We start from the raw sequence: 25,643 nt of genomic DNA, 5'->3' as shown, positions 1-25,643 counted from the left end.
TCAGAAAATAAAAAAACGTAATGCATACTTGTATACTAGTAATTGTTTGTTAATTTTGTTTTGTTTACATTTCGTATACAAAAATCAGACGTGAGTATGTTTTATATGAGATCGACAATTAAATCTGTATCACTTATGTGTGCACTGTTTTCAACAGGTGTTTTTGCATGTGACGAACCCGCTTCCGTTTGTTTTAAGGATAACGGGGGAATCCCACTCATTAAAAATAGTCAGCCTCTTCCGGTTATAATCTCTCCCGGGGCTAATGCTGCCGTGAAGAGAGTCGCAAAATCTTTTTCGGAAGATTTAACAAGGGTTGGAGGGGGCAAATCTGAGCTCACTGAATCGCAGATGCTGAATAAAGCAGCGATAATCATCGGAGTCCCCGGGGAAGATGCTTTAATCGATTCTCTTGTAAAAGAGGGAAAACTTGATATCTCGGGCATCCGAAATAAATGGGAAGCATATCAGATAACGGTGGTCGACGATCCTGCTCCGGGGGTAGGTCGGGCGTTAGTTGTTGTCGGGTCAGACAGACGGGGAGCTATTTTTGGTACCTTTGATATTTCTGAACGAATGGGCGTTTCTCCCTGGCACTGGTTTGCTGATGTCCCGGTTGAACAGCATGCAAATGTTTTTATTACAGCGGGAACCAGAAGTGATCATCCAAAAGTACGTTATCGCGGCATTTTTATTAATGATGAAGATCCAGCATTGAAAGGTTGGGCACAAAAAACGTTTGGTGGTGTGAATTCCGGCATGTATGAACATGTTTTTGATTTGATTTTGCGACTTAAAGGGAATTACATCTGGCCTGCCATGTGGGGGAAAGCTTTTCATCTTGATGACCCCAAAAATACCTCGCTGGCAGATGATATGGGTATCGTTATGGGCACCTCGCATCATGAACCAATGACTCGGGCACATGCAGAGTGGCATCGCAAGTCTGAAAACCCGTCGGGTGGTGGTGCGTGGAATTATGAGACTAACCGCGAGGCCATACAACAATTCTGGCGAGGTGGCATAGAGCGGATGATGTCAAAGGGAGATGGAGAACCTTATGAATCGCTTGTCACAGTGGGCATGCGTGGTGACGGGGATGAGCCAATGTCAGAAGGGACTGCAATTGAGCTACTTGAAACCGTTGTGGATGATCAGCGAAAAATCATCGAAGACGTAACGGGCGAACCTGCTGAAAAAACCCCACAGGTCTGGGCCCTCTATAAAGAGGTGCAGGACTATTACGATAAAGGTATGACCGTACCTGATGACGTTACTCTATTATTTGCAGACGATAACTGGGGCCAGGTTCGGCGGTTGCCAGTGAAAGATGTAGAGCGTGAAGGTGGTTTTGGCGTTTACTATCATTTCGATTACGTCGGCGTGCCGCGGAATTATAAATGGACGAACACTGTGCAGGTGGGCAAGGTCTGGCAACAAATGAACCTTTCTTATGAGCGTGGTGCAAGAGATCTGTGGGTTGTCAATGTGGGTGATCTCAAGCCTGTTGAGTACCCTATAGATTTCTTTCTGACAATGGCATGGAATCCTGAAGAAATGGGGCCGGAGGAGCTTCAGGCGTATGCCATGCAATTTGCTGAACAGTCTTTTACTGCAGATTTGGCAAAAGATATTGCCAGTTTGCTGGAACGCTACGGTACCTTTGCTGCGATGCGGAAGCCTGAATTACTTAATCAGGATACTTTTGAAGTAGGTGAGCCCACAGTACCTGATTTACAAGCCGGAGAGTTTTATCAGCACTACAGCAAGTGGAAACAGCTTGAGACTGATATGAAAGAAGTGAAAGAGAAAATTGACGAGGAGCATTATCCGGCATTCTTTCAGTTAGTTGAATGGCCTGTTGCGTCTTTGAGCAATCTTTATGAAATGTATTTTGCTGCAGCCTGGAATAAGAAGCTTGTAGATGCAGGTGATTCCAGGGCTAACTATTTTAAAAGTATAGTCGAGACGAGTTTTGCTGAAGATAAAGCATTAACTGAAAAATATCATTCCATACTAAATGGTAAATGGGACGGTATGATAAACCAGGTTCATATGAATTATGTAACATGGAATGACCCTGAACAACAGACTATGCCCGCTGTATCCAGCATCTACGGTGGTAAAAATAATATTGAAGTTTCGTTTCATGAACCGCAACTTTTACAAGATGAGCAACTGATTGAAGCTAAAGATTATGTGAAGATTAGCGGCACCAAAGAGGCCAGCTGGACTGCTGTGGAAAACCTTGGGCAGTCTGAGGCAGCTATGATGGTACTGCCTCAGGGACTGACTACAACCACATTAGATGACAACCTCTCGATTACCTATAGTATCGAGCAACCTTATTATGGTGATGCGTCTGTAGAACTTGAGTTAAGTCCCACTCTTGACACATACGGTCGTGGAGGTATCCGTCTTGGGATAGCTGTAGATGACAAGCCTGCAGAAATTGTTAGTTTTGATTTACACGCTACAGGCGGTGCTCAACGTACTCCTGAAGAAAAAGCATGGGCTAATGCTGTTATAAATAATAAGTATACACTTAAATGGGTGGCGGAAAATCTGACACCCGGCACTCATGAGTTAACGATATATCGAATTGACGACAATATTGTATTGGAAAAACTTCATATTCGATATTCTCAGAAAACGAAACCTGACACTAAGTCGGCTGTCAGCCGCTTTTTCGATAAATTGTTTGGTGACGTATAAGTGATAACCAGGAGCGTGAGAGACGTGAAAGTAACTACGCTCCTGTGTCTGTCATAAATGGTAAAATAGGCTTGTCGCTTCAATAAATAATGTGAAGGTTGGTTTACATCCGATACACTGATACTGGTAAACCAGTAAAGTATGAGGTACACGGTTTTGAGTAATAAATCTGTTCTTTTTTTGGAGCAAGCGGCTGAATATGCTAAACAAATTGATTATAGTCGCCCTGCCGGAAGTCAGGTTTACGGTTTCATACGTGACGCAATAGTCAGTATGCAACTGGAACCGGGTCAACTTATCTCCGAAACTGCGCTTGCTAATCAGTTCGGCGTCAGCCGCACACCTGTCAGAGAAGCCTTAATCAAATTGGCTAATTTAGGCTTTGTAGAGGTTCGGCCGCAAAGAGGAACGTATGTATCCCGCCTCAGCCGCGAAGCTATATTAGAGGCGCGTTTTATCCGTGAAGCGCTTGAGGTATCTGTGGTTAGCTATCTTGCAGAACATACTGAATCCCGTTTATTCAATGAGGCTGAATCAATTATCGCCCGGCAGGAGGATGCCGCAGCTATTGATGATGCCCTCCTGTTCCAGTCACTTGATGATGACTTTCATCAGTTGCTATCGGGCAACACCGGCTTTGACCGTGTTAGCAATATGATAGAGCAGGAAAAGGCACATATGGACCGTTTGCGAAACCTTAGTCTGCATATGAGCGGGCAATATGCGAGAGTCATCCAACAGCATCGTGCAATTGTAACTGCACTGCGTTCTGGCAACAGGCAAGAAGCAGTCTCTGCTATGACTTTGCATTTGCGTGAGGTATACAACGTGCTGGATCGATTGCCTGTCGACCATCCTGAATATTTTGTCTAGTCCACTCCTTCAGGGAAGGGACTTTACGTATGTTAACTTTTCATTTTTTCACCGCCTGCCTCCGGATTAGTTTAATTTCAAAAGGTTAAACTCCGGCTGCATCAAATTTAAAAGCTTCAAATCCGATAAATTTTCAAACAAAAGTAACCTCATTGTTAATAAAAATAAATTATTTGTTAACTTTTTGGGTTGATAATGCCCGTGTCCAGTTAAGTTGTATACAAGTATGTTTGTCTGAAACTCAGTATGGAACACGTTGACAGGTTGGGGCCTGCCATCAAACAAATCGGAGGGCTGCAAATGCCTAGCTTTAAAAAAACAAAATTTCACCCCGTGATTGCACAGGAAAACAAGAAACGTAAATTACCTTCTTTTAAATTGTCGCTACTATCGTTAGCCGTTATGTCATGCACAACAAGCGTAATGGCCCAAAGTAATGATGACGAAGATGCCAAACCGGTTGAAAGAACCGTCCAGCAATCTTTACCGGCTAATAAACAGAGTGACGGTAATACGTCTGATGACGATGTCGAATATATTTCTGTTACCGGCCAGCGTCAGTCTTTACAGGATGCGATTGACCTGAAGCGCGCCGGCGATACTATCGGTGATTCGATAGTGTTAGACGAGGCAGGCAAGGTGCCCAGCACCTCCTTACTTGAAATTCTCGAACGTACGCCGGGTGTAACTATGAACCGGATTCGTGCCGGGGCCGAAGGTTCACCGGATGGTTACGCTTTCGAAGGTTCCGGTGTGCAGGTACGGGGACTGAATAAAACTAAAACGTTAATAAATGGCCGTGAAGTGTTTTCTGCTAACGGTGGCTCCGGACTAAATTGGGCTGATGTGGGCCCTGAACTCCTTAAAGCTGTCACTGTTTATAAAGCCAGCCGTGCAGATCTTATTGAAGGTGGCGTATCCGGTACAGTAGATCTGCAAACACGTATGCCATTTGATTTCGAAGGATTTAAGGCTGATGCTTCGATAACAGCAGATTACGGAGATTTCTCTGAAAAAGTAACGCCAGCGGTTTCAGGTATGGTATCGAACAGAATTGATACCGACCTGGGGGAATTCGGCGTTCTGGTTAACCTTGCGTATTCTAAAATAGCATCCCACGACAGTAACGTCATTTTACCTCCCTATCTGGCGACCTCATATAATGATCAGCGGGTTTACGTACCTGCAGGTATTCGTTATACGCAAGACCAGTTTGAAAGGGTGAGAAACGGATATTATGTAGCTTTACAATGGAAGCCTTCGGATGCGCTCGAGTTCTACCATACCAGCTTTATCTCAGAACGGGACAGTGACCGCCATAGCCAAATACTTTCACTTGAGCCGGGGACCTCAGTAGGGGTATTTGAGGGAGCAGAATTTGATAGTAACGGGGTTTTCCAACAAGGGACAATATCCAGTACAAATCTGACATCCGGCCTTAACGTCTCGCCAAATTCAAGCTTCAGCCCGTCTAACAGTAAAACCGCTGACCACACAGTGGGTTTCAAATATCTGGCGGACTACTGGGATTTGAGCGGTAGCTACCAATATGTTAATGCGGAATCAAGATCCGGAAAGTATAGCCTTGGAAGTACAGTGCTTCCGGTAATCGCCGAAACCTATCTGGATTTGAAAGGGTCAATACCTGTGGCTACATTTGGTGAGGCCTTATCAACTAATCCTGCCGATGCCGGTTTATCAAGGGTCAACTGGTTGAACAGTGCAAATGATGGTGAGGCTCATGCATTTCAACTTGACGGGAGTCTTTTCCTCGAACATGACTTTTTCAGGAAACTCGCTGTTGGTGGCCGTGTTGCAGACAGAAGTGAAAGCGATAACTTTGTAGGCACCTGGTGGTCTGCAACCGGTCGGGGATGGAATGGTGTGCCAAGACCTTTTGTTGATACTGCTCCTGAAGGTGATTTTTATCTGGAAGAATTTTCAGACTTTTTCAAAGGTGATACAGCTGCACCGGGCGCTGTGTGGGTTGGTACTCCTGAACTAAACGATGCCAGCGCTTTTGAAAGGATGTACAACACCTATACTGCTTGTGGTCCGGACTTGTATTATCAATGTGCTGATCCTGCTCAAAGTGCATATGTGTATGGCGAAACGCCAAACCCGAACTTTGACCAGATGCCGTCTTTCTATGAGACAAAGCACAAAACCCAATCACTGTACGCTATGGTCGGCTTCGAAAATATTGGTGATAGTATATGGTCGAACTTTAGCGGTAACGTTGGTCTCCGCTGGGTCAACTATGATATCGAAAGTAAAGGCAATTTTGTATTTAGTGGCGGCGCCCGCTACTACGCAAGTCTTGCAGATGCTGAAGCTTCCATCGAAGCAATGGGAGGGCTTGATAATGTAGCGGCCTGGCAGGAGGCAAACGAAGGTAGTCAGCCGCCATTAACCCGCGAAAGTGCAGGGTATGAAACAGACCGTATGGGAGATTTCTCAAAAAGTTACTGGCTACCGTCTTTCAACATTAAATTTGATTTGTCTGAAGAGTTGGTAGCACGTTACGCATGGACAAAAACACTCACGCCTCCACGTTACCCGGACATCCGTGCGCAAGGAACCGCTACTGTGCAAGTCACTGAAAATCCGGCCAATGAAGAGCTTAATGCATTATATCCTGATCAGGACGTCTCCGTGCCGGGTATTTTTTCAGGTTATACGAATACGTCAGGTAACCCTTTCTTAGAGCCTGAAATAGCATACAACCATGATATTTCACTTGAGTGGTATCCGGAGAAAGGGACTTCGATGCATCTGGCTTTGTTCTACAAAACTATTGAAAATTATATCACTTTTAATAATTTTGCGGCTCCGGCCAGTGACTTTTTCTCAGAAGCAAATTATCCCCAATCAGTGCTTGTCAGTGATGGTCAAGGCGAATTCCTCAATGGGGACGTTTCGAGTCGTACGAACTTTAACGCTGATGAGGATACGATTATCAAAGGTTTCGAATTGGGCGGACGGACTTATTTTGATAATTTGCCGGGATGGATGAGTGGATTTGGTGTCGATGGTAATCTGACATTTATCGATAATGATGCCCCTGATGCGTTTGCTCTTGATATCAACGGTGACGCGCTTAGTGTTCCCGTTATCGGGCTGTCTGAGTGGTCATATTCAGCGACGCTGCTGTATGATAAAAATGATATCAGTGCAAGACTGGCTTACAACTGGCGTGATCGATACCTGACCACTACTAATGACTCAGGTACCACTCTTGTCTATGCGGATCCTGCTACCGGTAGTGATACTCAGATTGGTCTTCCTGTATATGCATCGGCTATAGGCCGGTTAGATGCAAGCATATCGTACCGGATCAGTGATGCGATGAATGTGAAACTGAATGTACAAAACCTGACAGATGAGGAGCAGCGAACCGAGATGGAAATTATGGACGGTGTGTTTGTAGACCGTGCAGTTTTCATTGCTGACCGCCGCATAAGTTTGCATTTAGGTTTTAATTTTTAACCCGGTTTCACAAGTGACAGCACAAAGGTAATTGATATCAGAGGTAACACTATGAGTAAGCGTGTGTTGATCGTCGGCGGGGGGACTGCTGGTTGGATTACTGCGGCCTATATGGCACGTATGTTGGCAGCAGATACACCCGGTGGTGTGTCAATCACGCTTGTCGAGTCGGATGAAATTGGCACCCTCGGCGTTGGTGAGGGAACGTTTCCTATTATTCGCAAAACCATGAAACGTATTGGTATTGACGAGAGCGACTTGATTAAACATGCTGATGCCACATTTAAACAAGGGATCCGATTTAATAATTGGAAGTACAACCCTGCAGATAAACCTGATGACAATTACCTTCATCCTTTCCAGGTAGCCTCACAGCACACAGATATGGATTTACTTCCGTACTGGCTGCTTGGGGTTGCCGGAGATGTACCCTGGGCCAAAGCTTGTTCAGTGCAAAGTACGGTGATTGATGAGAAGCTGGCCCCAAAATTAATTACCCATCCTCAGTTCGATGCGCCGTTAAACTATGCCTATCACTTCGACGCAACTAAACTTGCAGCTTTGGTGAGAAACAAAGCTACGGAAACCGGCGTAAGGAGGCTTGTCGATACTATTGACAACGTTAGTTTAGCCGAAGATGGCAGCATTGCTTCTGTAACAGCAAGAGAGCATGGAGAACTTACTGCCGATTTATATATTGATTGCACAGGATTTCGGGCACGTCTGATTGGCGAGACCCTGGGCATGCCATTTACTTCGTTTAAAAAAGAACTGTTTTGCGACCGCGCAGTAGCCTTGCAGGTGCCTTATGACAACCCGCAAGCCGGCATACCCTCATGTACCTACACCACAGCCAAAGAGGCTGGTTGGATTTGGGATATCGGTTTACATCATCGTCGTGGTGTTGGTTATGTATATGCATCTGAGTACTGTGATGAAGAGACCGCTGTAAAAACGCTCAAAGCCCATATAGGTCCGGCAGCGGGAGATTTGTCGCACCGGCTGTTGAAGTTTGAGCCCGGTTACCGGCAAACTCAGTGGCATAAAAACTGTATTGGTGTTGGATTGTCGGTGGGTTTTATAGAGCCACTTGAAGCAACAGGGATCAGTTTTGCTGAAGTTGCAGCGCTGATGCTGTGCAACTTATTTCCCTGGTCCGGCGATTACGAGGCGTCGGCGAGGCAGTTTAACGAAGCCATGTGCAAGCGATTTGAGCATGTTAAAGATTTTATCAAGGTACATTATTACTTAAGCGAGCGGGACGATACAGCTTTCTGGCGGGACAACAGGGCACCGGATTCTGCTTCAGAATACTTGAAAGGTAAGTTAGCACAATGGCGACACAGGCCGCCATCATTTCTGGATATTGACGCAAGTCACGATATTTTCGACGAAAACAGTTGGCAATACATTTTGTATGGTATGGGGTTTAAGACAGATATATCAGCCCGCGCAGATGCGCTCCGGTTTTACGATGATGCCCGTCGTGAATTCCATAGTATCCAACAGCAAAGCAGAAATGCAATGACGGCAGTGCCTGCTCACCGGCAACTAATCAACGAGGTTGCTTCTGGTGGGTTTCGCCCCCGGGCCGGAGGACGACGGTGAAAAGGGTTGTTATTGTCGGTGGCGGAACATCAGGATGGATGTGCGCTGCGGCGTTAGCGCGAACAGCACAACCTGAAACGCAAGTCACTTTGCTGGAATCCGACCAAATAGGCACCATCGGCGTAGGCGAAGCTACCATTCCTTTGCTGGCAGAGTTCAATGCGTTTCTCGGTATAGACGAACATGACATGCTAAAGGAGTGTGCAGGTACATTTAAATTGGGGATTGAGTTTATTGACTGGTACCGGAAAGGACATGCCTATTTTCATCCCTTCGGCTTTTTTGGTAAAGATACTCCCGAATTCCCTTTTCATCAGTTATGGCTAAAGCTCAATAGCTTAGTACGTAATGGTGAACTACCGGAAGAGCTCTGCGGCAGTATCTGCGAATACAATTTGTGCACAGTAGCAGCAAAATCAGGACGATTTTCACAGGCTCAAGGAGGGGCGAATACTATTTTGTCTACCATGCGGCATGCCTGGCACTTCGACTCCGGCGCCTATGGGAAATTGTTGCGCCGGTATGCAGAGCAAAGGGATGTTCAGCGAATTGAAGGCAAGATTGTTGATGTTGCTGTTGAGCAGAAAAGTGGTGATATAACGTCTGTAAGACTTGAAAACGGTCTGGTCGTAGCCGGCGACTTGTTTATCGATTGCAGCGGGTTTCGCGGTTTACTCATCAATGAACATTTGCAGAGTGAATTCAACGACTGGACACATTACCTCCCGTGCGACCGCGCTATTGCAATCCAAACTTATGAGAATATACATGCTCCGCCATACACTCGCGCTTACGCCAAAGAGGCAGGGTGGCGTTGGCAAATTCCGTTGCAAAGCCGTTTTGGGAACGGTTACGTGTATTCTGGCCAGTTTCAGGAGCAGCAGGAAGCTTTGACTTCCCTGTTAAGTGATTTGCATGGGGAGCCGGTTACCGGGCCCAATTTTTTACGTTTTCGTACTGGTCACCGCAGGACATTTTGGAAAAATAATTGTATAGCGATAGGGTTAGCGGGGGGCTTTATAGAGCCGCTGGAATCAACCAGTATTCATCTGGTGCAGACCGGTATTCAACTGCTTATTAGTTTGTGGCCAGCAAGTGGAAGCAACGATGAATTGCGGTGGCGATACAATAAGATGATGACTGACGAATATGAGGATATCCGGGATTTCATCATATTGCATTACAAAGCAACTCTAAGGGACGATACTGCGTTTTGGCGATTTGTCCGGGACATGTCTGTACCGGACTCGCTATCAGAAAAAATGGAGCAATTTGCCAGAAACGGCAATATAGCTACCCGCCCTGATGCACTTTTTACGTCACACAGTTGGTTGGCGGTCATGCTGGGACAGGGAATTATTCCGATGCACTACGACAGCCGGGTAGACCGCATTCCCGATGACATACTTTTTAAAAATATGCATGGGTTGAGGGAAGCCGTTAAAAGAACCGCAGCATCGTTACCATCTCATCAGCAATATATTAATAAGCATTGTGTTTTTTCTAATACCCACGGGTGAGAGCGAGTGTTCGAATCCCGGCAAGATGCGCTTGCGCATGTATTTGACAATGAGTGATGATAGGCCTTTGATTATAATAGCTTCAAGGTAAGGCAATGAAAAAATTTATTCTGGCGCTTTGTATCACATTGTCATTTCAGGCTGCCGCCACACCGGGCAGTAAGGCCCCTGACAGAAAGGCCGGTGAAGGTATGGATGCATCCCGTCTTATTCTGAGAGGCGGCAACATTATCTCAGGCGAAGGTGCACCCCCTCAGGGTCCTGTGGATATTGTGATTGAGAATGGCAAAATTGCGAAAATTGTATCGGTGGGCCACCCGGGCGTACCTATCAAATACAGCCGTCCTGAGCTGAAAAATGGCGATAAGGAAATCGACATTCAGGGCCAGTACGTATTGCCGGGTTTTATTGATATGCATGGCCACATTGGCGGTTCTGCCGACAATATTCCCGCTGAGTATGTATTTAAGTTGTGGCTGGCTCACGGTATTACCACCATCCGCGAACCCGGCAGCTTCAATGGCGTAGACTGGGTGCTGGAGCATCAGGCGCGCAGTGATAAAAATGAAATTGTTGCTCCGCGAATTGTGCCTTATGTGGGTTTTGGTATGGGCGGCGATCAGCCGGTTTCCACAGAGAAGCAGGCAAGGGCCTGGGTGAAAGACATCGCCCGTAAAGGTGCGAAGGGAATCAAGTTTTTTGGTGCCAGTCCCAAAATTATGGCGGCAGCCTTAGACGAAGCTAAGAAGCAGGGCTTAGGCACCATGATGCACCATGCCCAGCTGAACGTGATGGGCACCAATGCACTGGATTCAGCCCGGTTAGGTTTAACCTCTATGGAACACTGGTACGGACTGCCGGAAGCGCTGTTTGAAGATAAGGTTATTCAGGACTACCCCTCACACTATAATTACAACGACGAGCAGCACCGGTTTTCGGAAGCCGGAAAACTCTGGCTTCAGGCAGCAGCTCCGGATAGTGAGAAGTGGCAGCAGGTAAGAGACGAGCTTATCGACCTGGACTTCACCATCGACCCGACACTGACAATTTATGAAGCCAGCCGGGATCTTATGCGTGAGCGTGAGGCCGTATGGCATGACGATTACACATTACCCGTGCTGTGGGAGTTCTTTGAACCCAGCCGGTATGCCCACGGCAGCTACTGGTTTAACTGGACCACGCAGGATGAAATCAACTGGCGCAACAACTACCGCCGCTGGATGACATTTCTTAATGACTACAAAAACCATGGCGGCCGGGTGACTACCGGTTCCGACGCCGGTTACATCTATAAAATCTACGGTTTTGCTTATATCCGTGAACTGGAATTACTACAGGAAGCCGGTTTCCATCCGCTGGAAGTCATTCAGGCAGCCACATTAAATGGCGCAGAAGCTTTGGGTCTCGACGATAAAATTGGCAGTCTTGCCGTGGGTAAAAATGCCGACATGGTTATTGTGGATGGTAATCCGCTGGAAAACTTCAAGTTACTTTATGGCACCGGCCACTTCCAGCTGGATGAGAGCAACGAGCCCGTTCGAAAAAAAGCAGTGCGTTACACCATCAAAGACGGCATCGTGTACGATGCCCGGCAGTTGCTGGAAGATGTTCGCGGACTGGTGAAGGAAGCGAAGGCGGAATTGTAGTCGCCTTCGCTGATAGCCCCGCTAACGTGCTGGCTCTGTAAACGGCGCCAGCATGTTTCTTATTTTTTGCTGCTCCGTCGAAGGGTCAACAGGGGCGCTGTCACTGACGCTTTGGGCGTAGTCGAAGAATGGCATGAACATGAACTTTCCGTCTGCCTGCTTGTTGATTTCAATGGACGTATTGTCAGCAATCAGTGAGGACCACACCTCACGAACGTTTCTCCAGAATGATGATGTTGCTTCCCAGTATGCTTCGCCGGGCGTAAAGTCGTGGTCTTTGATGCGCTCGTAACGGGCAATCCCCAGTTCTTTTGCAAGGTACGGAGCCGGTGAGGCCGGTTTGCCGGTATTATTTATTACCAGCTTGTAGTTTTCTTCTTCCTGTACCCAGCCATCGGGTAAAATAATGTGTTTATTTATCCCTTCAAGGATCTGGTAATCCTGTCTCACACTGCTTTCCCGCCGGGGAAGTGGCCGCCAGGTTAACTCGCTTATCCACTCTGAGCGGTTTCCTTTGTGCTGCCATTTACCGTGAGACTCATATCGTGGCGAGTCGTCTACCTGGTAAACCGACTGAGACCAGGTGCCTTCAATATCCTGGCCGTTGAGCTCGTGCTTTCGCCATACATTATTGCCGGTATACACAAACTCTGAAGGCTTCTCGTATTCCCAGTCCTGTCGCCAGTGTTTCATCACCATTGGCTCACTAATCTTGCCGTCTTCACCAACAAAATACATCACCATAATGTGCTGAAGGCTGATAAATTCAGGTTTATTGTCGACAACAATCACCATTTCCGTGCCCCAGGAACGATAGGGGGCCGCAGGCGTGTAATTTTCAGTGAACCCCATGGTTTCTATAAAATCGAAGCCCACGCGGAAATACCCCGACATCGCCAGTATGGCCTGCCGGTCCCGCTCAAATTTATCCATGTCTTCCGTTTGTAGTTTCAGCCAGTGCGGGGAAGGGGTAAGATCTTTTGTTGTGCTGTTACCTGTTGATGTGCCGCCACGTGGCTTGAAGTTGCAAGGCTCGTCTACGAATTGCCAGCCAAACACGTATTGAGGTGTTGCTGCACACTTGCCTGCTTTTGCAGCTTCAGCCGGTTCACCGTTTCCATAGCTGTTCAGGCTGATTAACGTGATAAACGCCCCGAATAGTGTGCGGCAGAAAGAAGATCTGAGTACGGCATCTGGCATAAGAAAAGCTCCGGTGTTCATTGTCGGCGTTTATAAAATGAAGTATCTTATTGCAAATAAGAATTATTATTATCACGTGCGAGGCAGTAAATTACCAGCGCTTAAATCATGGAAACTTTTTATTTCCGAAGCACTAAGTAATTTGCGCACGCTATTTGATTCCCTGATTTGAAAATGCAGAATGAGTGTGTTTACTGAACAAAGGTTCAGGTATTGTCGTGTTTACCAGAAGTATGATTACAGGAGTTTCTGAATGAAAGACACCCGTCCACGTAATATGGACTTAACTACCATCAAGCTGCCGGTGATGGGGCTGGCCTCCATTTTACACCGGATATGTGCTGTGATTATCTGGATCTCTCTGGCCTGGTTTCTGCCGTTATTGTTTCTTTCTTTGCAAGGTGCTGAAGGCTTTGAAAATGTGCAGTCACTTATCAGTGGCAACTTCATTGCGCAATTTTTTACCTGGGGTTTTCTCACCGCGTTGGGCTACTACATGATGGGTGGGATAAAGCATCTCATTCAGGAGTTTGGTTATTTTGAAACACTTGAAGGTGGCAAGCTGATATCGCAGGTGGCTATTGCATCAGGCATATTGCTGAGTGTGTTGTTCGGATTTTGGGTTTGGGGTTAACTGACATGAAGCGAAATGGCGTAAAAGAGTGGATTTTCCAGCGGATCAGTAACGTGATGATTTTTGCTTATGCGATATTTTATCTGGTGAGCGTTTTCACAATGGAGAATATTGACTACGAAAGCTGGACTGCATTTCATCAGTCAACCGGATTCAAACTTTACTCAACAATCACTCTTGTTGTTGTGATGCTGAACTCTCTGCTGGCAGGTTGGCAGATCGGCACTGATTACACCCAAAAAGTACCAGTGGCCGGTTTTTCTGCTGCCTTTCACACATTTTATACTGTAGTAACTGCAGGCTTTCTGCTATTCGGCTTATACATTCTGTGGGGAATGTCCTGAGGGAGCGGGCTAACGCTTTGTGAATCAATACCGTCCGGATGAGCTGATCGCTACTCCGGGCTGTTGTAACTCTCTTCCAGGGGAAATAATAAATCGAGTGCGGGTAGTAAAAGATTCGCACTGCATACCGCGACCGTGAAAGCGAAAATGTCCGTGAGTGAAGTGTACCTCAGGACCATCCACGCGACTGTCATGCTCAGCCAGAACATATTAAAACTCATGGTCCGGATATCCGGTCTGAGTGTTTTCGCGCAATAACGGCAGGTCACAGGCTCCCTGATCAGAAAGAGCAGCCGGTGGGAGAACGGCACTTCATGTGAACAACAAGGGCATCGTCTGGCAACAAGTTGTTTGAGCATCACTCAGACTTTCTTAGTTAAATGTTATTGAGAATTATTATCGTTTAAGGCGTGCTTCGTCAACCTTTCTGTTTGGAATTTACTCTACGTAATTTCCCGGACCTCACCGGGGGATACAACAACGTTGCTGATAAAATGTTCGCCTGATGTACGCTAAGACTCCCATCTTCAATCAAATCGATAAGTGCCTGAACCTCCGAGCTAAACGAGAGCGCTGCGGAATAATTTCTCCAGCCCGCTGTGATAAGGTGATATCACGACAGATGCCGTTGTCTGTCCCCCATAGCCGGTCACCGGCACATATAAAAAGAGGATGCTTATGCGATACCTTCGCTACGCCATACTGGTTATTGCCAGTTGCGTGATGACTCCCGCTGTTTCTGCAGCACCTGACAAAGATACCCGTGCGGAATATATCCGTTCACACTACGCTAAATATGAATACAACATCCCCATGCGGGATGGCACAAAACTGTTTACTTCGGTCTATATACCTTACGATCAGAGTAAAAGCTGGCCTATGCTGATGCAGCGTACACCCTATCGCGTTGCGCCCTATGGCTCGTCAGATTTTAAAACCCGTTTAGGCCCTAGTGAGAAGTTCGAACAGGAAGGCTACATTTTTGTTTTCCAGGATGTTCGCGGCAAACAAATGTCTGAGGGTGAGTTTGTAAATATGCGTCCGCAGGACGCATACAAACGCGGAAAAGACGCTGTTGATGATGCCACAGATGCTTACGACACTATCGAATGGCTGGTAAAAAATGTACCCAACAACAATGGCCGGGTAGGGCAGTGGGGCATTTCCTATCCCGGGTACTACACATCGGTTTCCGGTATCAACAGTCACAAAGCTCTTAAAGCCATTTCTCCGCAGGCGCCTATTGCCGACTGGTTCTTTGATGACTTTCACCGCAACGGTGCGTTTTCTACACCAATGGCATTCCTGTTTTTTGATACTTTCGATGCTCCCCGTAAAGAGCCGTATCCTTACCGTCTTGAAGGACGCAAAGCCACCACGCCTGACGGTTATGAGTTCTTCCGCGACCTCGGGCCGCTGGCCAACGTTAACAAAAACTATTTCCACGGCGAGCGACCGTTCTGGAATGAACTGACTGAACACCCGAACTATGACGACTACTGGCAGGCCCGCAATGTTCTGCAGCATCTCGATAAGGTAAAGCCGGCCGTCCTGGTTGTGGGTGGCTGGTACGATACCGAAGACTTGTATGGTCCGCTGGCGACTTATCAGACTATGTCGCACGAGAACAAACGTGACAATGTGCAAATTGTCATGGGCCCCTGGTATCACGGTCAGTGGATTGGTGATAAAGGTTCCAATATGGGCGAGGCCCGGTTCGGCTTCGAAACCAGTGTGTGGTTTCGTGACAATGTTCTGTTGCCGTTCTTTAATCAGCACCTGAAGGAAGAGTCGGAAGATAAGTACGAGCAGACTGCAACCATGTTTGAAACAGGTGCGAACCGCTGGCGTTTCTTCGGTCAGTGGCCACCTGCTGATACTAATGAAAAAACACTGTATCTGACAAAGGGCGACAGTTTGTCTGAGAACAAACCGGATAAAGATGGCGGTGCTTCAGACTATGTATCCGACCCCCGTAATCCGGTGCCTCATTCTGCAGCAATCAGCCGTGGATGGGATCGCCCGTATATGGCTGAAGATCAGCGTTTCACCGCCCGCCGTCCGGATGTGCTGAAATTTGAAACCGAGCCCATGACAAGTGATATGACCGTTGCCGGTGAAGTGAACGTGAACCTGTGGGTGTCTACGGATAAAACCGCAGCGGATTTTGTGGTGAAAATTATTGATGTGTTCCCTGGCGTGGATGAAAACACCAATGAAGTGGACAAAGAAACCGGTGACCGCCATGAACTGGTGCGCTGGGGCATTATCCGCGGACGTTTCCGTGACAGCTTCTCTGAGCCCAAACCCTTTGAACCGGGCAAACCGACTCAGGTCTCTTTTGAACTGTACGATTTACTGCACGACTTTAAACGGGGCCACAGATTACAAATCCAGATCCAAAGCTCTATCTTCCCGTTCCTTGATATGAATCCGCAGACATACGTGGATAATATCTTTCATGCGACAGAAGAAGATTTTGTCCGCGCTCAGCACACTATCTACCACGATGCTGCGCACCCGAGTTCAGTGACTTTCAATGTTCTGCCTTCTCAGTAGCAGCCTGAGCAGGTGAGAAAAATGATGCACTTCATGGCCTGAAGTGCATCAATTCCCGGGCCAGTGGGGAAACCGGCCTGACTACATCATTCGGAAAAGCCGGTAAGCCAAACTCAAGGCGTAAACAGCGCATAAAGGCCAAGACCATACACGCCAACATTGAGTAGCACACCTGTCATATAAAAGTAGCTTCTGGGGCTGGGATTTTTCTCAGTGGCAATCGCATAGTAAAGCGACATGTGAATAATGCGCACCGCAGCATATAACCAAATCAGTAGGGCGAGTACTGTGGTGGGCGCGCCGAGAAAAATACAAATCAGTGCCGGCAAAGTAAACTGATGAATATTCTCTAATGAGTTGTGAAACGTGCGATGGCTTCGGAACACAAAGCTATCGTGACTTAACTCATCGCTCACTTTGCCCGGAATATAACTTGATTGCTTCCTGTGGGCGACGGCAGCAACGATGTTTTGCACGAAAACAGTCGCTGCAATTACCAGCAACCCTGCTAAGGAATAAGCGTAGATCGTAAACATTCCTCTGTTCTCCTGAGGTTCTTCGGGATTTCTACGCAGCATCAGGAGCGGAAGATCGGCGCAGAAATTAAAAGTACTTACCCCGTCATTCAGACAAAAATCTAAACCGCTATCACACAACCCAAAAGAACATAAAGGGGCCCGTATTGCCGGAACAACATAAGTTATTCACTGGCTAGTCACGTGTTCACCAATTATCATATTGAGTCTAATCCTCTAACCAACGTTTTCTATGACAAATACTTCTTCAAATTCAGCCGACTTCATGACAAAAGTTAAAAGTACCCAAGAGTTATGGGCGCTACAGGATAAAACCACAGAAGGGTGGGTGATAGTTGACTCGGTCAACTTTGAAAACACTGATGTGATGCCTGTCTGGTCTGACGCAGAATTAGCTCGTGAACATTGCACCGATGAGTGGGAAGATTACATTCCTAAATCCATTTCCGTTTCTGACTGGCTGGAGTTCTGGCTGGAAGACCTGGCCGAAGACAATGTCCTGGTCGGCGTTGAATGGCGTGATGGTGGTGAGTATCTGGAAGTTGAACTGGCAGAGTTCAGCCAGATGCTTGCAGAGATAGAAAAACTCTGATTCGCATCAATCTCAGCATTTAGTTACTCCACATTCCGATAGTGTCTTTTTAATATAAGAATTTTTATCAAAAGGATGTGGAGAAAACTGCTTAATATCAGACACAAAAAAACCGACTAAAAAGTCGGTTTATTGTTTCTTCCGTTAAGGAAGAGAATGGTACCAGTGGGCATAAGAGGAATAACGCGGTTTTCAACTGTCCAGAGCCCTAATTCTTCTTATACTCCTATCATGCTCTTGGTCAGTGTACGAATAGCAATACCGGCGGCAGCGGTGCGATTTTCGACCCCAAGTTTAATAAAGACCTGTTCCAGGTGTTTATTAACCGTGCGCGCACCAATGTCGAGGATCTGGGCTATTTCCTTATTGGTTTTACCGTTGGATAACCAGAACAGCACCTCAGATTCCCGGCTGGTCAGGCCGAGTTCATCGCGCAGGGTTTGCTCGCCGGAAACCGCTTCACTGACCTGATTTATTCTGAAGGTAAAGTCGCCATTTTCCCGGCGCGTCAACAGCGTTAATTCGCACTCGCCGCTGTCGTAGCAGATGCGCTGAGGATCATTTTGTTGGGTTGACAACCTAATCATTGCGGTCACTGTTGGGACCAGCTGTTGTTCAAACCAATCATCCGACTGTGGAATGGCCGACAAAAAATCATGGGTTTGCGGTGTAGCCCACAATAGCTCCGCCGCACTATTAACGGCAAACAGCTTTTGACCGACCGAATCCAGCGCATGCTGGGCACTGGAGGTGACCTTGGCATTAGCTGCATGAATTTTTATGCGCGCTATGAGTTCGTCAGGGTTGACCGGTTTAACAATATAATCCACGCCACCTGCATTAAGGCCTTTAAGAGTACTGTCGCTATCGGTCAGGCCGGTCATGAAAACCACCGGAATATGCCGTAAAAGACGATTTTGTTTAAGCTTGAGACAGGTTTCAAACCCATCCATTTTGGGCATTATGGCGTCGAGTAGTATGATATCAGGCTTAATTTGTTCGGCGATGGTAATAGCCTGTTGTCCTTCAAGCGCGACCAGTGTGCTGATCCCTTCCTTTTCAAGAATATCGTTAATCAGACTCAGAGAATCCGGCGAATCATCCACTACTAAAACCGTGTACATAGGTGGTAAAGACTGTCTGTCCCAGGCGCTATTGGTATCTTTTAATTTAATACTACACTGTAATTCCCGGCAGATCGACACTCCGTTAATCATGTGCCCAAGAACCATTTTGCCCCCATGGTTACGCAATTTAACGTATACGTTGCAAAAGCCAACTTGACTATGATCAGCTCTCGATACGCTTTCCAGGACACAGTGGATTCAGTGTTTAAATGACTATTGGGAGATAACATGGGACGGACAATCTATCGTGTCAGCTTGATAGCGGTTGGTATAGCCGCGATCATGCCACAAAAGCAGGCCTTGGCCGCTGCTAAAATTGAGTTTGGTGACAATCAGTATGTTAGTGTGGGAATGGGGTTACGGGGCGCATTTCGCTCGACCGAAAACGCAGACAACAGCGGGGATCGCAGTAATGATTTCTCTCTGGATAGCGCGCGTTTGTATATCGCCGGGGCCGTAAACGATAAAATCAGCGGTATTTTTACCACCGAAAAATCCGGTGGTAATGACACTGTGCAGGTTATTGATGCGGCCGGAATCTTTAAGCTGACGCCTGATATAGAAATCTGGGCCGGCCGGTTTTTATCACCCGGCAGTCGCGCGAACCTGGCAGGCCCGTATTATTCCCTGGGGGGCGACTACTGGCAAGACATCGCTGCACGCTATGGCTGGAATGGCGGAACCATTGGCCGGGACGATGGTGTGGCCGTGGTTGCAAAGGCCTTTGACCAGCGACTGGTGTATTCTTTTGGTGCCTTTGATGCCGATAAAATATTTCATTTCAGCGACGTGAATGACGTTGCTGATAATCCCGCGCAAAGTGATAAGCTAATGTACGCCTCACGTCTTCAGTATAGTTTCTGGGGTAAAGAACCAGGCTATTATGGCACCGGTAATTATCTGGGTAATAAAGATATTTTTACTCTTGGGATCGCCTACCGACAAAAAAGCGATGGCGCGGCTTCGCCAGCCGCAGTGGGCGATTATAGTCAGTTAACCATTGATTTATTGATAGAAAAAAGAATCAGCGGCGGGGCGGTATCGCTTGAAGCTGCATACTTTGATTACGATACCGGCGATGTTTTTTTGAGTGAGCAGGGGCGTGCTTACTCGGTTGGGCTGGGGTATATCTTTGCTCAGCAGGTCGGTTGGGGGCAATTTCAGCCTTATGCCCGGTATCAGAACTTTGCCGCCGATACGGATATCTCAACAGCGCGCACCGATGTGGGCGTAAACTATATCATTGATAGCTACAATGCCCAGGTCGGAATAGGTTACGCCAACCTGGATGTTTCACAACAAAGCAGTGCAGACAGTATAACGGCAAGTTTGCAATTACAGTTCTAAGTATATACGCGCCTGTGTTGCAGGTAGTTAAAGAGGGAGCCGGGCTCCCTCTCATGCTTCATCAACCTGAATCCGCTGTGTTACATCAGGGTTATTTAGTTGACTTTTTGCGCAACTGGCTGAAGCCCGACCAGGCCAGACGGGCGACCAAAGCAATGAGCAGACCGTAAAACACTACATGATAAAATGCATGGGCATTGTTGGATAAAAAGTGGTCGTCATGGGCTAACGCCAGTGAGGAAAATAGTAAGGTTAAGAATGTCATTAAGTATTTCATACAGGTTCCTGTTTTATGATTTTACGAGCATGCCTTCCACCTCAATGAACTTTATAATTTCGTTGAGGCCCTGACCCGCTTTAAGGTTAGTAAATACAAAAGGTTTATCACCACGCATTCTGCGCGTGTCGTTATCCATCACTTCCAGAGAAGCGCCTACCATGCCTGCGATGTCGATTTTGTTAATGATCAGCAGATCGGATTTGGTGATCCCGGGCCCGCCTTTACGCGGTATTTTATCTCCGGCTGATACGTCAATCACGTAAAGAGTTAAATCGGAGAGCTCCGGACTAAAGGTGGCACTGAGATTGTCACCGCCACTTTCTACCAGCACAAAATCGAGATCGGCGTGCCGGGATTGAAGTTCGTCGATGGCAGCGAGGTTCATTGATGCATCTTCACGGATCGCTGTATGCGGACATCCACCGGTTTCAACGCCGATAATGCGATCTTCCTCAAGCGCGCCGTGGCGGGTAAGAAACTGTGCGTCTTCATGAGTGTAGATATCGTTGGTGACCACCGCCATGTTGTATTTGTCACGCATGGCCAGGCACAGTGTTCGGAGTAATGCGGTTTTACCAGAACCAACTGGCCCGCCAACGCCAACTCTAAGAGTTTGTTTTTGCATAAATAAAGTCCTTAAGATCGAAATAATCGTGAATACTGTTGTTGGTGCCAGGCACTTGCCATCGCCATGGAAGGCAGTGACTGTCCTATTTCATTTAATTGTGACTGTCCAGATTCGTTCAGAGCGATGCTGGCGCTTGTTGTCAGGCATGTTTGTATTTGTCCGGCAAGGCGAAATAATAGATTCTGGCCATCGGTCTGACCCAGCGGAATAAGCTTAGTGCCTGCAGCGACCTGAGCATCGAGTAACGTCCAGACATAGCCGCTCAATGCTGCGCCGCGGGGTAAACCAAACAGATGAGCAGCAAGCGCAAACTGGCTGATAAAGCAGTCTGCGTGCACGTTGCCAAGCCACTTTGCTGCAACCCCGGCCGGTTTGTCGTTCAGGTTATTCAACAGGCGTTTGAGTGCTTTTCCCATCGCCTGTTCAGCAAGTAATATCTCGGCACTTTCCCGGGTCGCGGCTACCCAGGCATCCTGTTCTTCAAAGGTTTTACGGCAACCGCTGCTAATGGCATCGTACTGGGCTCCAAGCAAAGGCAAATCGGTGTGGCTCACACTGGTTTGCAAAAACACGCTCAGCCAGTCATGCAGTGCCTCTGCCGAGTCAATCCAGCCGCGTTCTACCGCTTGTTCCAGGCCCTGTGAAAACGAGAAGCCGCCTACCGGCAGATTCGCACTACACAGTTGTAACAAGCGGGCGCTTTGCAGCGCGGCGGTGTCAGTCATGGTGGTGATGGGCGTGACCACCGTGCTGGTAGGCGCCATTTTCGGGTTCGAATACTGCCGGCGTATCGTCGGTTGTAAGTTGGTACATACTTACCAGCTCGGCAAGAACATGATCCGGTTTAAACCTAAGCCAACGTTCACCTACCTGCAGCCGGGTGTGCCGATTACCCAGGTGGTAACACACTTTGGCAAACATGTGCCAGTCATCCGTTGATGCCGTGATCACGGGTTCCAGAGCGCCAGTTACCTGAATGACCTTGCCGCAGTCACTTTTGAGACATTCACCTACCAACAATGGTTTACCCCGTTCGATAAAAATACCGGCGGGGCTGCCGTTGTCGGTGGTGATTTTAATTCGCGCCTTTTGGCGGGTATCGAAGTCCAGTGTGACCGTGTCATCAGCGCGACCGTGAAAATGTCCCAGACGTTGCGTAATGGTTAGCATAATCGTTCCTTAAAACAAGCTGTAACGTTGTGCCAGTGGCAGTACTTTCATGGGTTCACAGGTCAGCAATTCACCGTTGGCTCTTACTTCATAGGTTTGAGCATCAACCTCAATGTGCGGCTGCCAGTTGTTGAGTAACATATCCTGCTTGGTGATCGTACGGGTGTTTTTACAGGCGGCAAGATGTCGGCGAATACCGTATTTTTGGGCAATACCATTGTCGATCGCGGCCTGCGACACAAACGTGGTAGATAACTGTGCGGCAGCCGCGCCATAACTACCAAACATCGTTCGGTAATGCACCGGCTGTGGCGTGGGAATGGAGCCATTCACATCGCCCATTGGCGCCGCAGCAATAAAGCCGGATTTGAGGATCAGGCTGGGTTTAATGCCAAAAAAAGCTGGTTTCCATAATACCAGATCGGCTATTTTACCGATTTCGATGGAGCCAACGTGATCGGCGATGCCATGACTAATAGCCGGATTGATGGTGTATTTAGCCACATAGCGGCGTGCCCGATAGTTATCGTTACGCTTGCTGTCTTCTTCCAGCGGGCCACGCTGTACTTTCATCTTATGGGCGGTTTGCCAGGTGCGACAAATCATTTCGCCCACACGCCCCATGGCCTGGCTATCGGAGGCAATCATACTGATTGCGCCCAGGTCCTGCAGAATATCTTCGGCGGCAATACTTTCTTTACGAATCCGTGAGTCAGCGAACGCAACATCTTCTGGGATGGCCGGATCCAGATGGTGACAAACCATCAGCATATCGAGATGCTCATCGATGGTATTTACCGTGTACGGCCGGGTGGGATTGGTGGACGACGGTAACACATTCGCTTCACCGCAGGCGCGAATGATGTCCGGAGAGTGGCCCCCGCCAGCACCTTCGGTGTGATAGGTATGAATGGTACGGCCTTTAAATGCGCCCAGGGTATCTTCCAGAAAGCCCGCTTCGTTTAAGGTATCGGTGTGGATAGCAATTTGTACATCGTAACGTTCAGCAACACTAAGACAGTTGTCGATGGAGGCGGGTGTGGTACCCCAGTCTTCATGCAGCTTTAAGCCACATACCCCGGCTTCTATCTGTTCTTCAATGGCAATGGGCAGGCTGGCATTGCCTTTGCCCAGAAAGCCAAAATTCATTGGCATATCCTGAGTAGCCTGTAGCATTTTCTCAATATTCCACGGGCCCGGCGTACAGGTGGTTGCATTGGTTCCTGTGGCCGGTCCGGTGCCGCCACCAATCATAGTGGTGACACCGGACATCAGGGCTTCTTCTATTTGTTGTGGGCAAATAAAGTGAATGTGGGCATCAATACCTCCGGCGGTAAGGATTTGTCCTTCGCCGGCAATAATTTCGGTGCCGGGCCCAATTTTAATGGTGATGCCATCCTGCACATCCGGGTTGCCAGCTTTTCCAATCGCTTCAATGCGGCCGTGCTTTATGGCGACATCGGCTTTAACAATCCCCCAATGGTCGAGAATCAGGGCATTAGTGATTACCAGATCCGGGGTCTCGGCACAACTAAACTGGCCCTGGCCCATGCCATCACGAATGACTTTGCCGCCGCCAAATTTAACTTCGTCACCATAACGGGTGTAGTCTTTTTCTACTTCGATAAACAGCTCGGTATCGGCCAGTCGCACCCTGTCTCCGGTGGTTGGGCCAAACATATGTGCATAGGCGTGGCGATCAATTCTAGCCATCTTCTTCCTCCAGTGAACCCATAATATCCGCTCTGAATCCGTAAATAATGCGATTACCGCCAAAAGGCACCAGTGCAACGGTGCGTTGCTGGCCTGGCTCAAAACGCACGGCAGTTCCTGCGGTGATATCCAGGCGTAGCCCCTTACATTGCTCACGGTTAAACTGCAGGGCCGGATTGACCTCGTAAAAATGGTAATGAGAGCCGACCTGAACAGGCCGGTCGCCACTGTTAATAACGGTAATTTCGGTTACCGGCAGGCCGGCATTTAACTCAATGTCACCGTTATCGGTAATAATTTCACCCGGGATCATAGACGCTCCTTAAACGATTGGGTCGTGAACGGTGACTAGCTTGGTGCCGTCCGGGAAAGTGGCTTCTACCTGAACATCGTGAATCATGGCGGCGACGCCTTCCATTACCTGCTCACTACTGAGTACGGTGCGGCCATAATCCATTAATTCTGCCACCGTCTGACCGTCTCTGGCGCCTTCGAGAATAGCCATTGAGATAAACGCGACCGCCTCGGGATAATTGAGTTTCAGTCCTCTGTTAAGTCGGCGTTCGGCGACTAATCCCGCCGTAAACAACAGTAATTTATCTTTTTCTCTGGGTAATAATTCCATGGTATGTCCTGTCGGCGAAATTTGATTAGGTAAACCAGATGCGGGGCGATACCGCCTCGCGCTGACTGACTTCGGGCCGTAGGGCAGCCCAAATACGGTGAAAACACTCTCGGCATTGCTCGCTGTTATCACCTAAGTAACGCACTATCACAACGCCCTGAACCTGAGTGACGGCAAGCAGTCCGAATTGCTGCTCCTTAACCGTGATATCGAACACCCGGGCACACAGGGTGTCAGCATACTGCTGGCTGCTAACCGACTGACCGTTAACCATCACCATCGTACCGGTGACGTGGTGTCCTGCCAGCCCGATGCGGGCCGTGCAAAGGTCGTCGTTGGCGGTAATTGCCAGGCGGTCATGAAAACGAATACGCTGGTTGTAATACACGCTGAGTGTTTGGGTAAACTGTCCGCCATTAAAAGGCTGTTGAATATGCGGCAGCCCCAAACAGGCGATTTCCCAGCCGATATAGCTGGCTTCATCCTGCAAATGTATGTCGGTGTGGCTGAATGCATTCGCCTGAGCATACACCAGAGTTTCGTGTGGCAGATATTCCAGGCTGGCGTTCTGTGCGGCGCTAAAGTGCGTATACTGGTTTTGTCGGCTGGCCGGTGAAGATGCGCCTCGGGCGCGGTAAAACCGATTGGCCCCGGGGGTTGTCAGCAATACCTGGTTGTCTGCTGACAGGCTGGCGCTAATGCGCAGTTCATCACCAGAGACAATACCTGCTGGCGGATGCAATAAATATAAATGCGCGGTACCGTTAGTTTCCGGATAAAAAGCGCGCTGTACTGATAATGGCCCCTGCCGTTTAGTCCGGTGCAACAAAGTGCGGCCTTGCCTGGTCGCAAACGACATGTGCAAGCGCGCCAGCCATTGCTGGTGGTTGCAATCTATTGCAGCCAGAGGCTCAAACGCTGTCATTCAGACAACCTGTTGGCGAGTGGTCGCCATAAACAATTGCATAGTTAACTGCTCCTTGCATGATGCGGTAAGACGCATGACAACTCCAAAATCAAGATGCTGCCACCGCTGA

General features: G+C 48.0%; 22 protein-coding genes. 11 read left to right on the top strand and 11 right to left on the bottom strand.

The features are described from left to right. The first annotated feature begins 105 nt into the window (after window positions 1–105). The 6 genes from ACXAGC_RS05905 (at window position 106) to ACXAGC_RS05880 (ending at window position 11,851) form a co-directional block, all read left to right on the top strand. Window positions 106–2,715, top strand: a complete 2,610-nt coding sequence (locus tag ACXAGC_RS05905; protein WP_474843232.1) for a glycosyl hydrolase 115 family protein — start codon at window positions 106–108, stop codon at window positions 2,713–2,715. A 156-nt stretch (window positions 2,716–2,871) separates the two neighbouring features. Then, window positions 2,872–3,588: a GntR family transcriptional regulator gene (locus tag ACXAGC_RS05900; protein ID WP_119502348.1), complete on the top strand. Its 717-nt coding sequence runs from the start codon at window positions 2,872–2,874 to the stop codon at window positions 3,586–3,588. Window positions 3,589–4,011: 423 nt separating this feature from the next. Then, complete coding sequence (locus tag ACXAGC_RS05895) at window positions 4,012–7,077, top strand: TonB-dependent receptor (protein WP_474843230.1); 3,066 nt, start codon at window positions 4,012–4,014, stop codon at window positions 7,075–7,077. A 51-nt stretch (window positions 7,078–7,128) separates the two neighbouring features. Next, window positions 7,129–8,685 (top strand): tryptophan halogenase family protein, encoded by a 1,557-nt coding sequence (locus ACXAGC_RS05890; RefSeq protein ID WP_474843228.1) that lies wholly within the window; start codon window positions 7,129–7,131, stop codon window positions 8,683–8,685. Then, complete coding sequence (locus tag ACXAGC_RS05885; protein ID WP_474843226.1) at window positions 8,682–10,205, top strand: tryptophan halogenase family protein; 1,524 nt, start codon at window positions 8,682–8,684, stop codon at window positions 10,203–10,205. Before ACXAGC_RS05890 ends, ACXAGC_RS05885 begins: the two co-directional genes overlap by 4 nt. Before the next feature lie 95 nt (window positions 10,206–10,300). Further along, window positions 10,301–11,851, top strand: coding sequence for an amidohydrolase family protein (locus ACXAGC_RS05880; protein WP_474843224.1), 1,551 nt, complete (start codon window positions 10,301–10,303; stop codon window positions 11,849–11,851). A 21-nt stretch (window positions 11,852–11,872) separates the two neighbouring features. On the opposite strand, the gene ACXAGC_RS05875 is transcribed toward ACXAGC_RS05880, so the two are convergent. Beyond that, window positions 11,873–13,051 (bottom strand): DUF6607 family protein, encoded by a 1,179-nt coding sequence (locus ACXAGC_RS05875; RefSeq protein ID WP_474843222.1) that lies wholly within the window; start codon window positions 13,049–13,051, stop codon window positions 11,873–11,875. Window positions 13,052–13,304: 253 nt separating this feature from the next. Between ACXAGC_RS05875 and sdhC the strand changes: the two genes are divergently transcribed. The 3 genes from sdhC to ACXAGC_RS05860 all read left to right on the top strand — a co-directional run bounded on the left by sdhC (window position 13,305) and on the right by ACXAGC_RS05860 (window position 16,588). After that, complete coding sequence (gene sdhC, locus ACXAGC_RS05870; RefSeq protein WP_474843220.1) at window positions 13,305–13,685, top strand: succinate dehydrogenase, cytochrome b556 subunit; 381 nt, start codon at window positions 13,305–13,307, stop codon at window positions 13,683–13,685. A gap of 5 nt (window positions 13,686–13,690) precedes the next feature. Continuing rightward, a complete protein-coding gene (gene sdhD / locus ACXAGC_RS05865) occupies window positions 13,691–14,029 on the top strand; it encodes a succinate dehydrogenase, hydrophobic membrane anchor protein (RefSeq protein WP_303572753.1) in 339 nt (112 codons plus the stop codon). A 678-nt stretch (window positions 14,030–14,707) separates the two neighbouring features. Beyond that, a complete protein-coding gene (locus tag ACXAGC_RS05860) occupies window positions 14,708–16,588 on the top strand; it encodes a CocE/NonD family hydrolase (protein ID WP_474843218.1) in 1,881 nt (626 codons plus the stop codon). Between the two features lie 113 nt (window positions 16,589–16,701). On the opposite strand, the gene ACXAGC_RS05855 is transcribed toward ACXAGC_RS05860, so the two are convergent. After that, the gene (locus ACXAGC_RS05855; protein ID WP_474843216.1) at window positions 16,702–17,124 is read right to left on the bottom strand and encodes an MAPEG family protein; all 423 of its coding nucleotides are present in this window, start codon (window positions 17,122–17,124) and stop codon (window positions 16,702–16,704) included. A gap of 232 nt (window positions 17,125–17,356) precedes the next feature. On the opposite strand from ACXAGC_RS05855, the gene ACXAGC_RS05850 reads away from it, so the two are divergent. After that, the gene (locus ACXAGC_RS05850; protein ID WP_474843214.1) at window positions 17,357–17,716 is read left to right on the top strand and encodes a DUF2750 domain-containing protein; all 360 of its coding nucleotides are present in this window, start codon (window positions 17,357–17,359) and stop codon (window positions 17,714–17,716) included. 218 nt (window positions 17,717–17,934) lie between these two features. Here the strand turns inward: ACXAGC_RS05850 and ACXAGC_RS05845 are convergent, their stop codons facing one another. Continuing rightward, window positions 17,935–18,822: a response regulator gene (locus tag ACXAGC_RS05845; protein ID WP_474843212.1), complete on the bottom strand. Its 888-nt coding sequence runs from the start codon at window positions 18,820–18,822 to the stop codon at window positions 17,935–17,937. A gap of 249 nt (window positions 18,823–19,071) precedes the next feature. Between ACXAGC_RS05845 and ACXAGC_RS05840 the strand changes: the two genes are divergently transcribed. Further along, a complete protein-coding gene (locus ACXAGC_RS05840; protein ID WP_474843210.1) occupies window positions 19,072–20,190 on the top strand; it encodes a hypothetical protein in 1,119 nt (372 codons plus the stop codon). Window positions 20,191–20,281: 91 nt separating this feature from the next. Here the strand turns inward: ACXAGC_RS05840 and ACXAGC_RS05835 are convergent, their stop codons facing one another. Genes ACXAGC_RS05835 through ACXAGC_RS05800 form a run of 8 tightly spaced genes read right to left on the bottom strand, consistent with a single transcriptional unit; the run spans window position 20,282 to window position 25,531 of the window. Continuing rightward, window positions 20,282–20,467, bottom strand: a complete 186-nt coding sequence (locus ACXAGC_RS05835; protein ID WP_474843208.1) for a hypothetical protein — start codon at window positions 20,465–20,467, stop codon at window positions 20,282–20,284. Between the two features lie 13 nt (window positions 20,468–20,480). Then, window positions 20,481–21,095: an urease accessory protein UreG gene (ureG, locus tag ACXAGC_RS05830; protein ID WP_474843206.1), complete on the bottom strand. Its 615-nt coding sequence runs from the start codon at window positions 21,093–21,095 to the stop codon at window positions 20,481–20,483. 11 nt (window positions 21,096–21,106) lie between these two features. Continuing rightward, the gene (locus ACXAGC_RS05825) at window positions 21,107–21,862 is read right to left on the bottom strand and encodes an urease accessory protein UreF (RefSeq protein WP_474843203.1); all 756 of its coding nucleotides are present in this window, start codon (window positions 21,860–21,862) and stop codon (window positions 21,107–21,109) included. Next, window positions 21,816–22,268, bottom strand: coding sequence for an urease accessory protein UreE (ureE, locus tag ACXAGC_RS05820; protein WP_474843201.1), 453 nt, complete (start codon window positions 22,266–22,268; stop codon window positions 21,816–21,818). The genes ACXAGC_RS05825 and ureE overlap by 47 nt, the downstream gene beginning before the upstream one ends. A 9-nt stretch (window positions 22,269–22,277) precedes the next feature. Further along, window positions 22,278–23,981 carry an urease subunit alpha gene (gene ureC, locus ACXAGC_RS05815; RefSeq protein ID WP_474843199.1) on the bottom strand — a complete coding sequence of 568 codons (1,704 nt, stop codon included), beginning with the start codon at window positions 23,979–23,981 and terminating at the stop codon, window positions 22,278–22,280. Further along, window positions 23,974–24,294 carry an urease subunit beta gene (locus ACXAGC_RS05810; RefSeq protein WP_474843197.1) on the bottom strand — a complete coding sequence of 107 codons (321 nt, stop codon included), beginning with the start codon at window positions 24,292–24,294 and terminating at the stop codon, window positions 23,974–23,976. Before ACXAGC_RS05810 ends, ureC begins: the two co-directional genes overlap by 8 nt. A 9-nt stretch (window positions 24,295–24,303) precedes the next feature. Next, the gene (gene ureA, locus ACXAGC_RS05805) at window positions 24,304–24,606 is read right to left on the bottom strand and encodes an urease subunit gamma (protein WP_474843195.1); all 303 of its coding nucleotides are present in this window, start codon (window positions 24,604–24,606) and stop codon (window positions 24,304–24,306) included. A 25-nt stretch (window positions 24,607–24,631) separates the two neighbouring features. Next, the gene (locus ACXAGC_RS05800) at window positions 24,632–25,531 is read right to left on the bottom strand and encodes an urease accessory protein UreD (protein WP_474843193.1); all 900 of its coding nucleotides are present in this window, start codon (window positions 25,529–25,531) and stop codon (window positions 24,632–24,634) included. Window positions 25,532–25,643: the final 112 nt, after the last annotated feature.

The sequence above is a fragment of the Alteromonas sp. AWJ4_197 genome, from assembly GCF_056160285.1.
The sequence above is the reverse complement of the archived record's forward strand: the minus strand, read 5'-3'. Positions and strand labels throughout refer to the sequence as shown.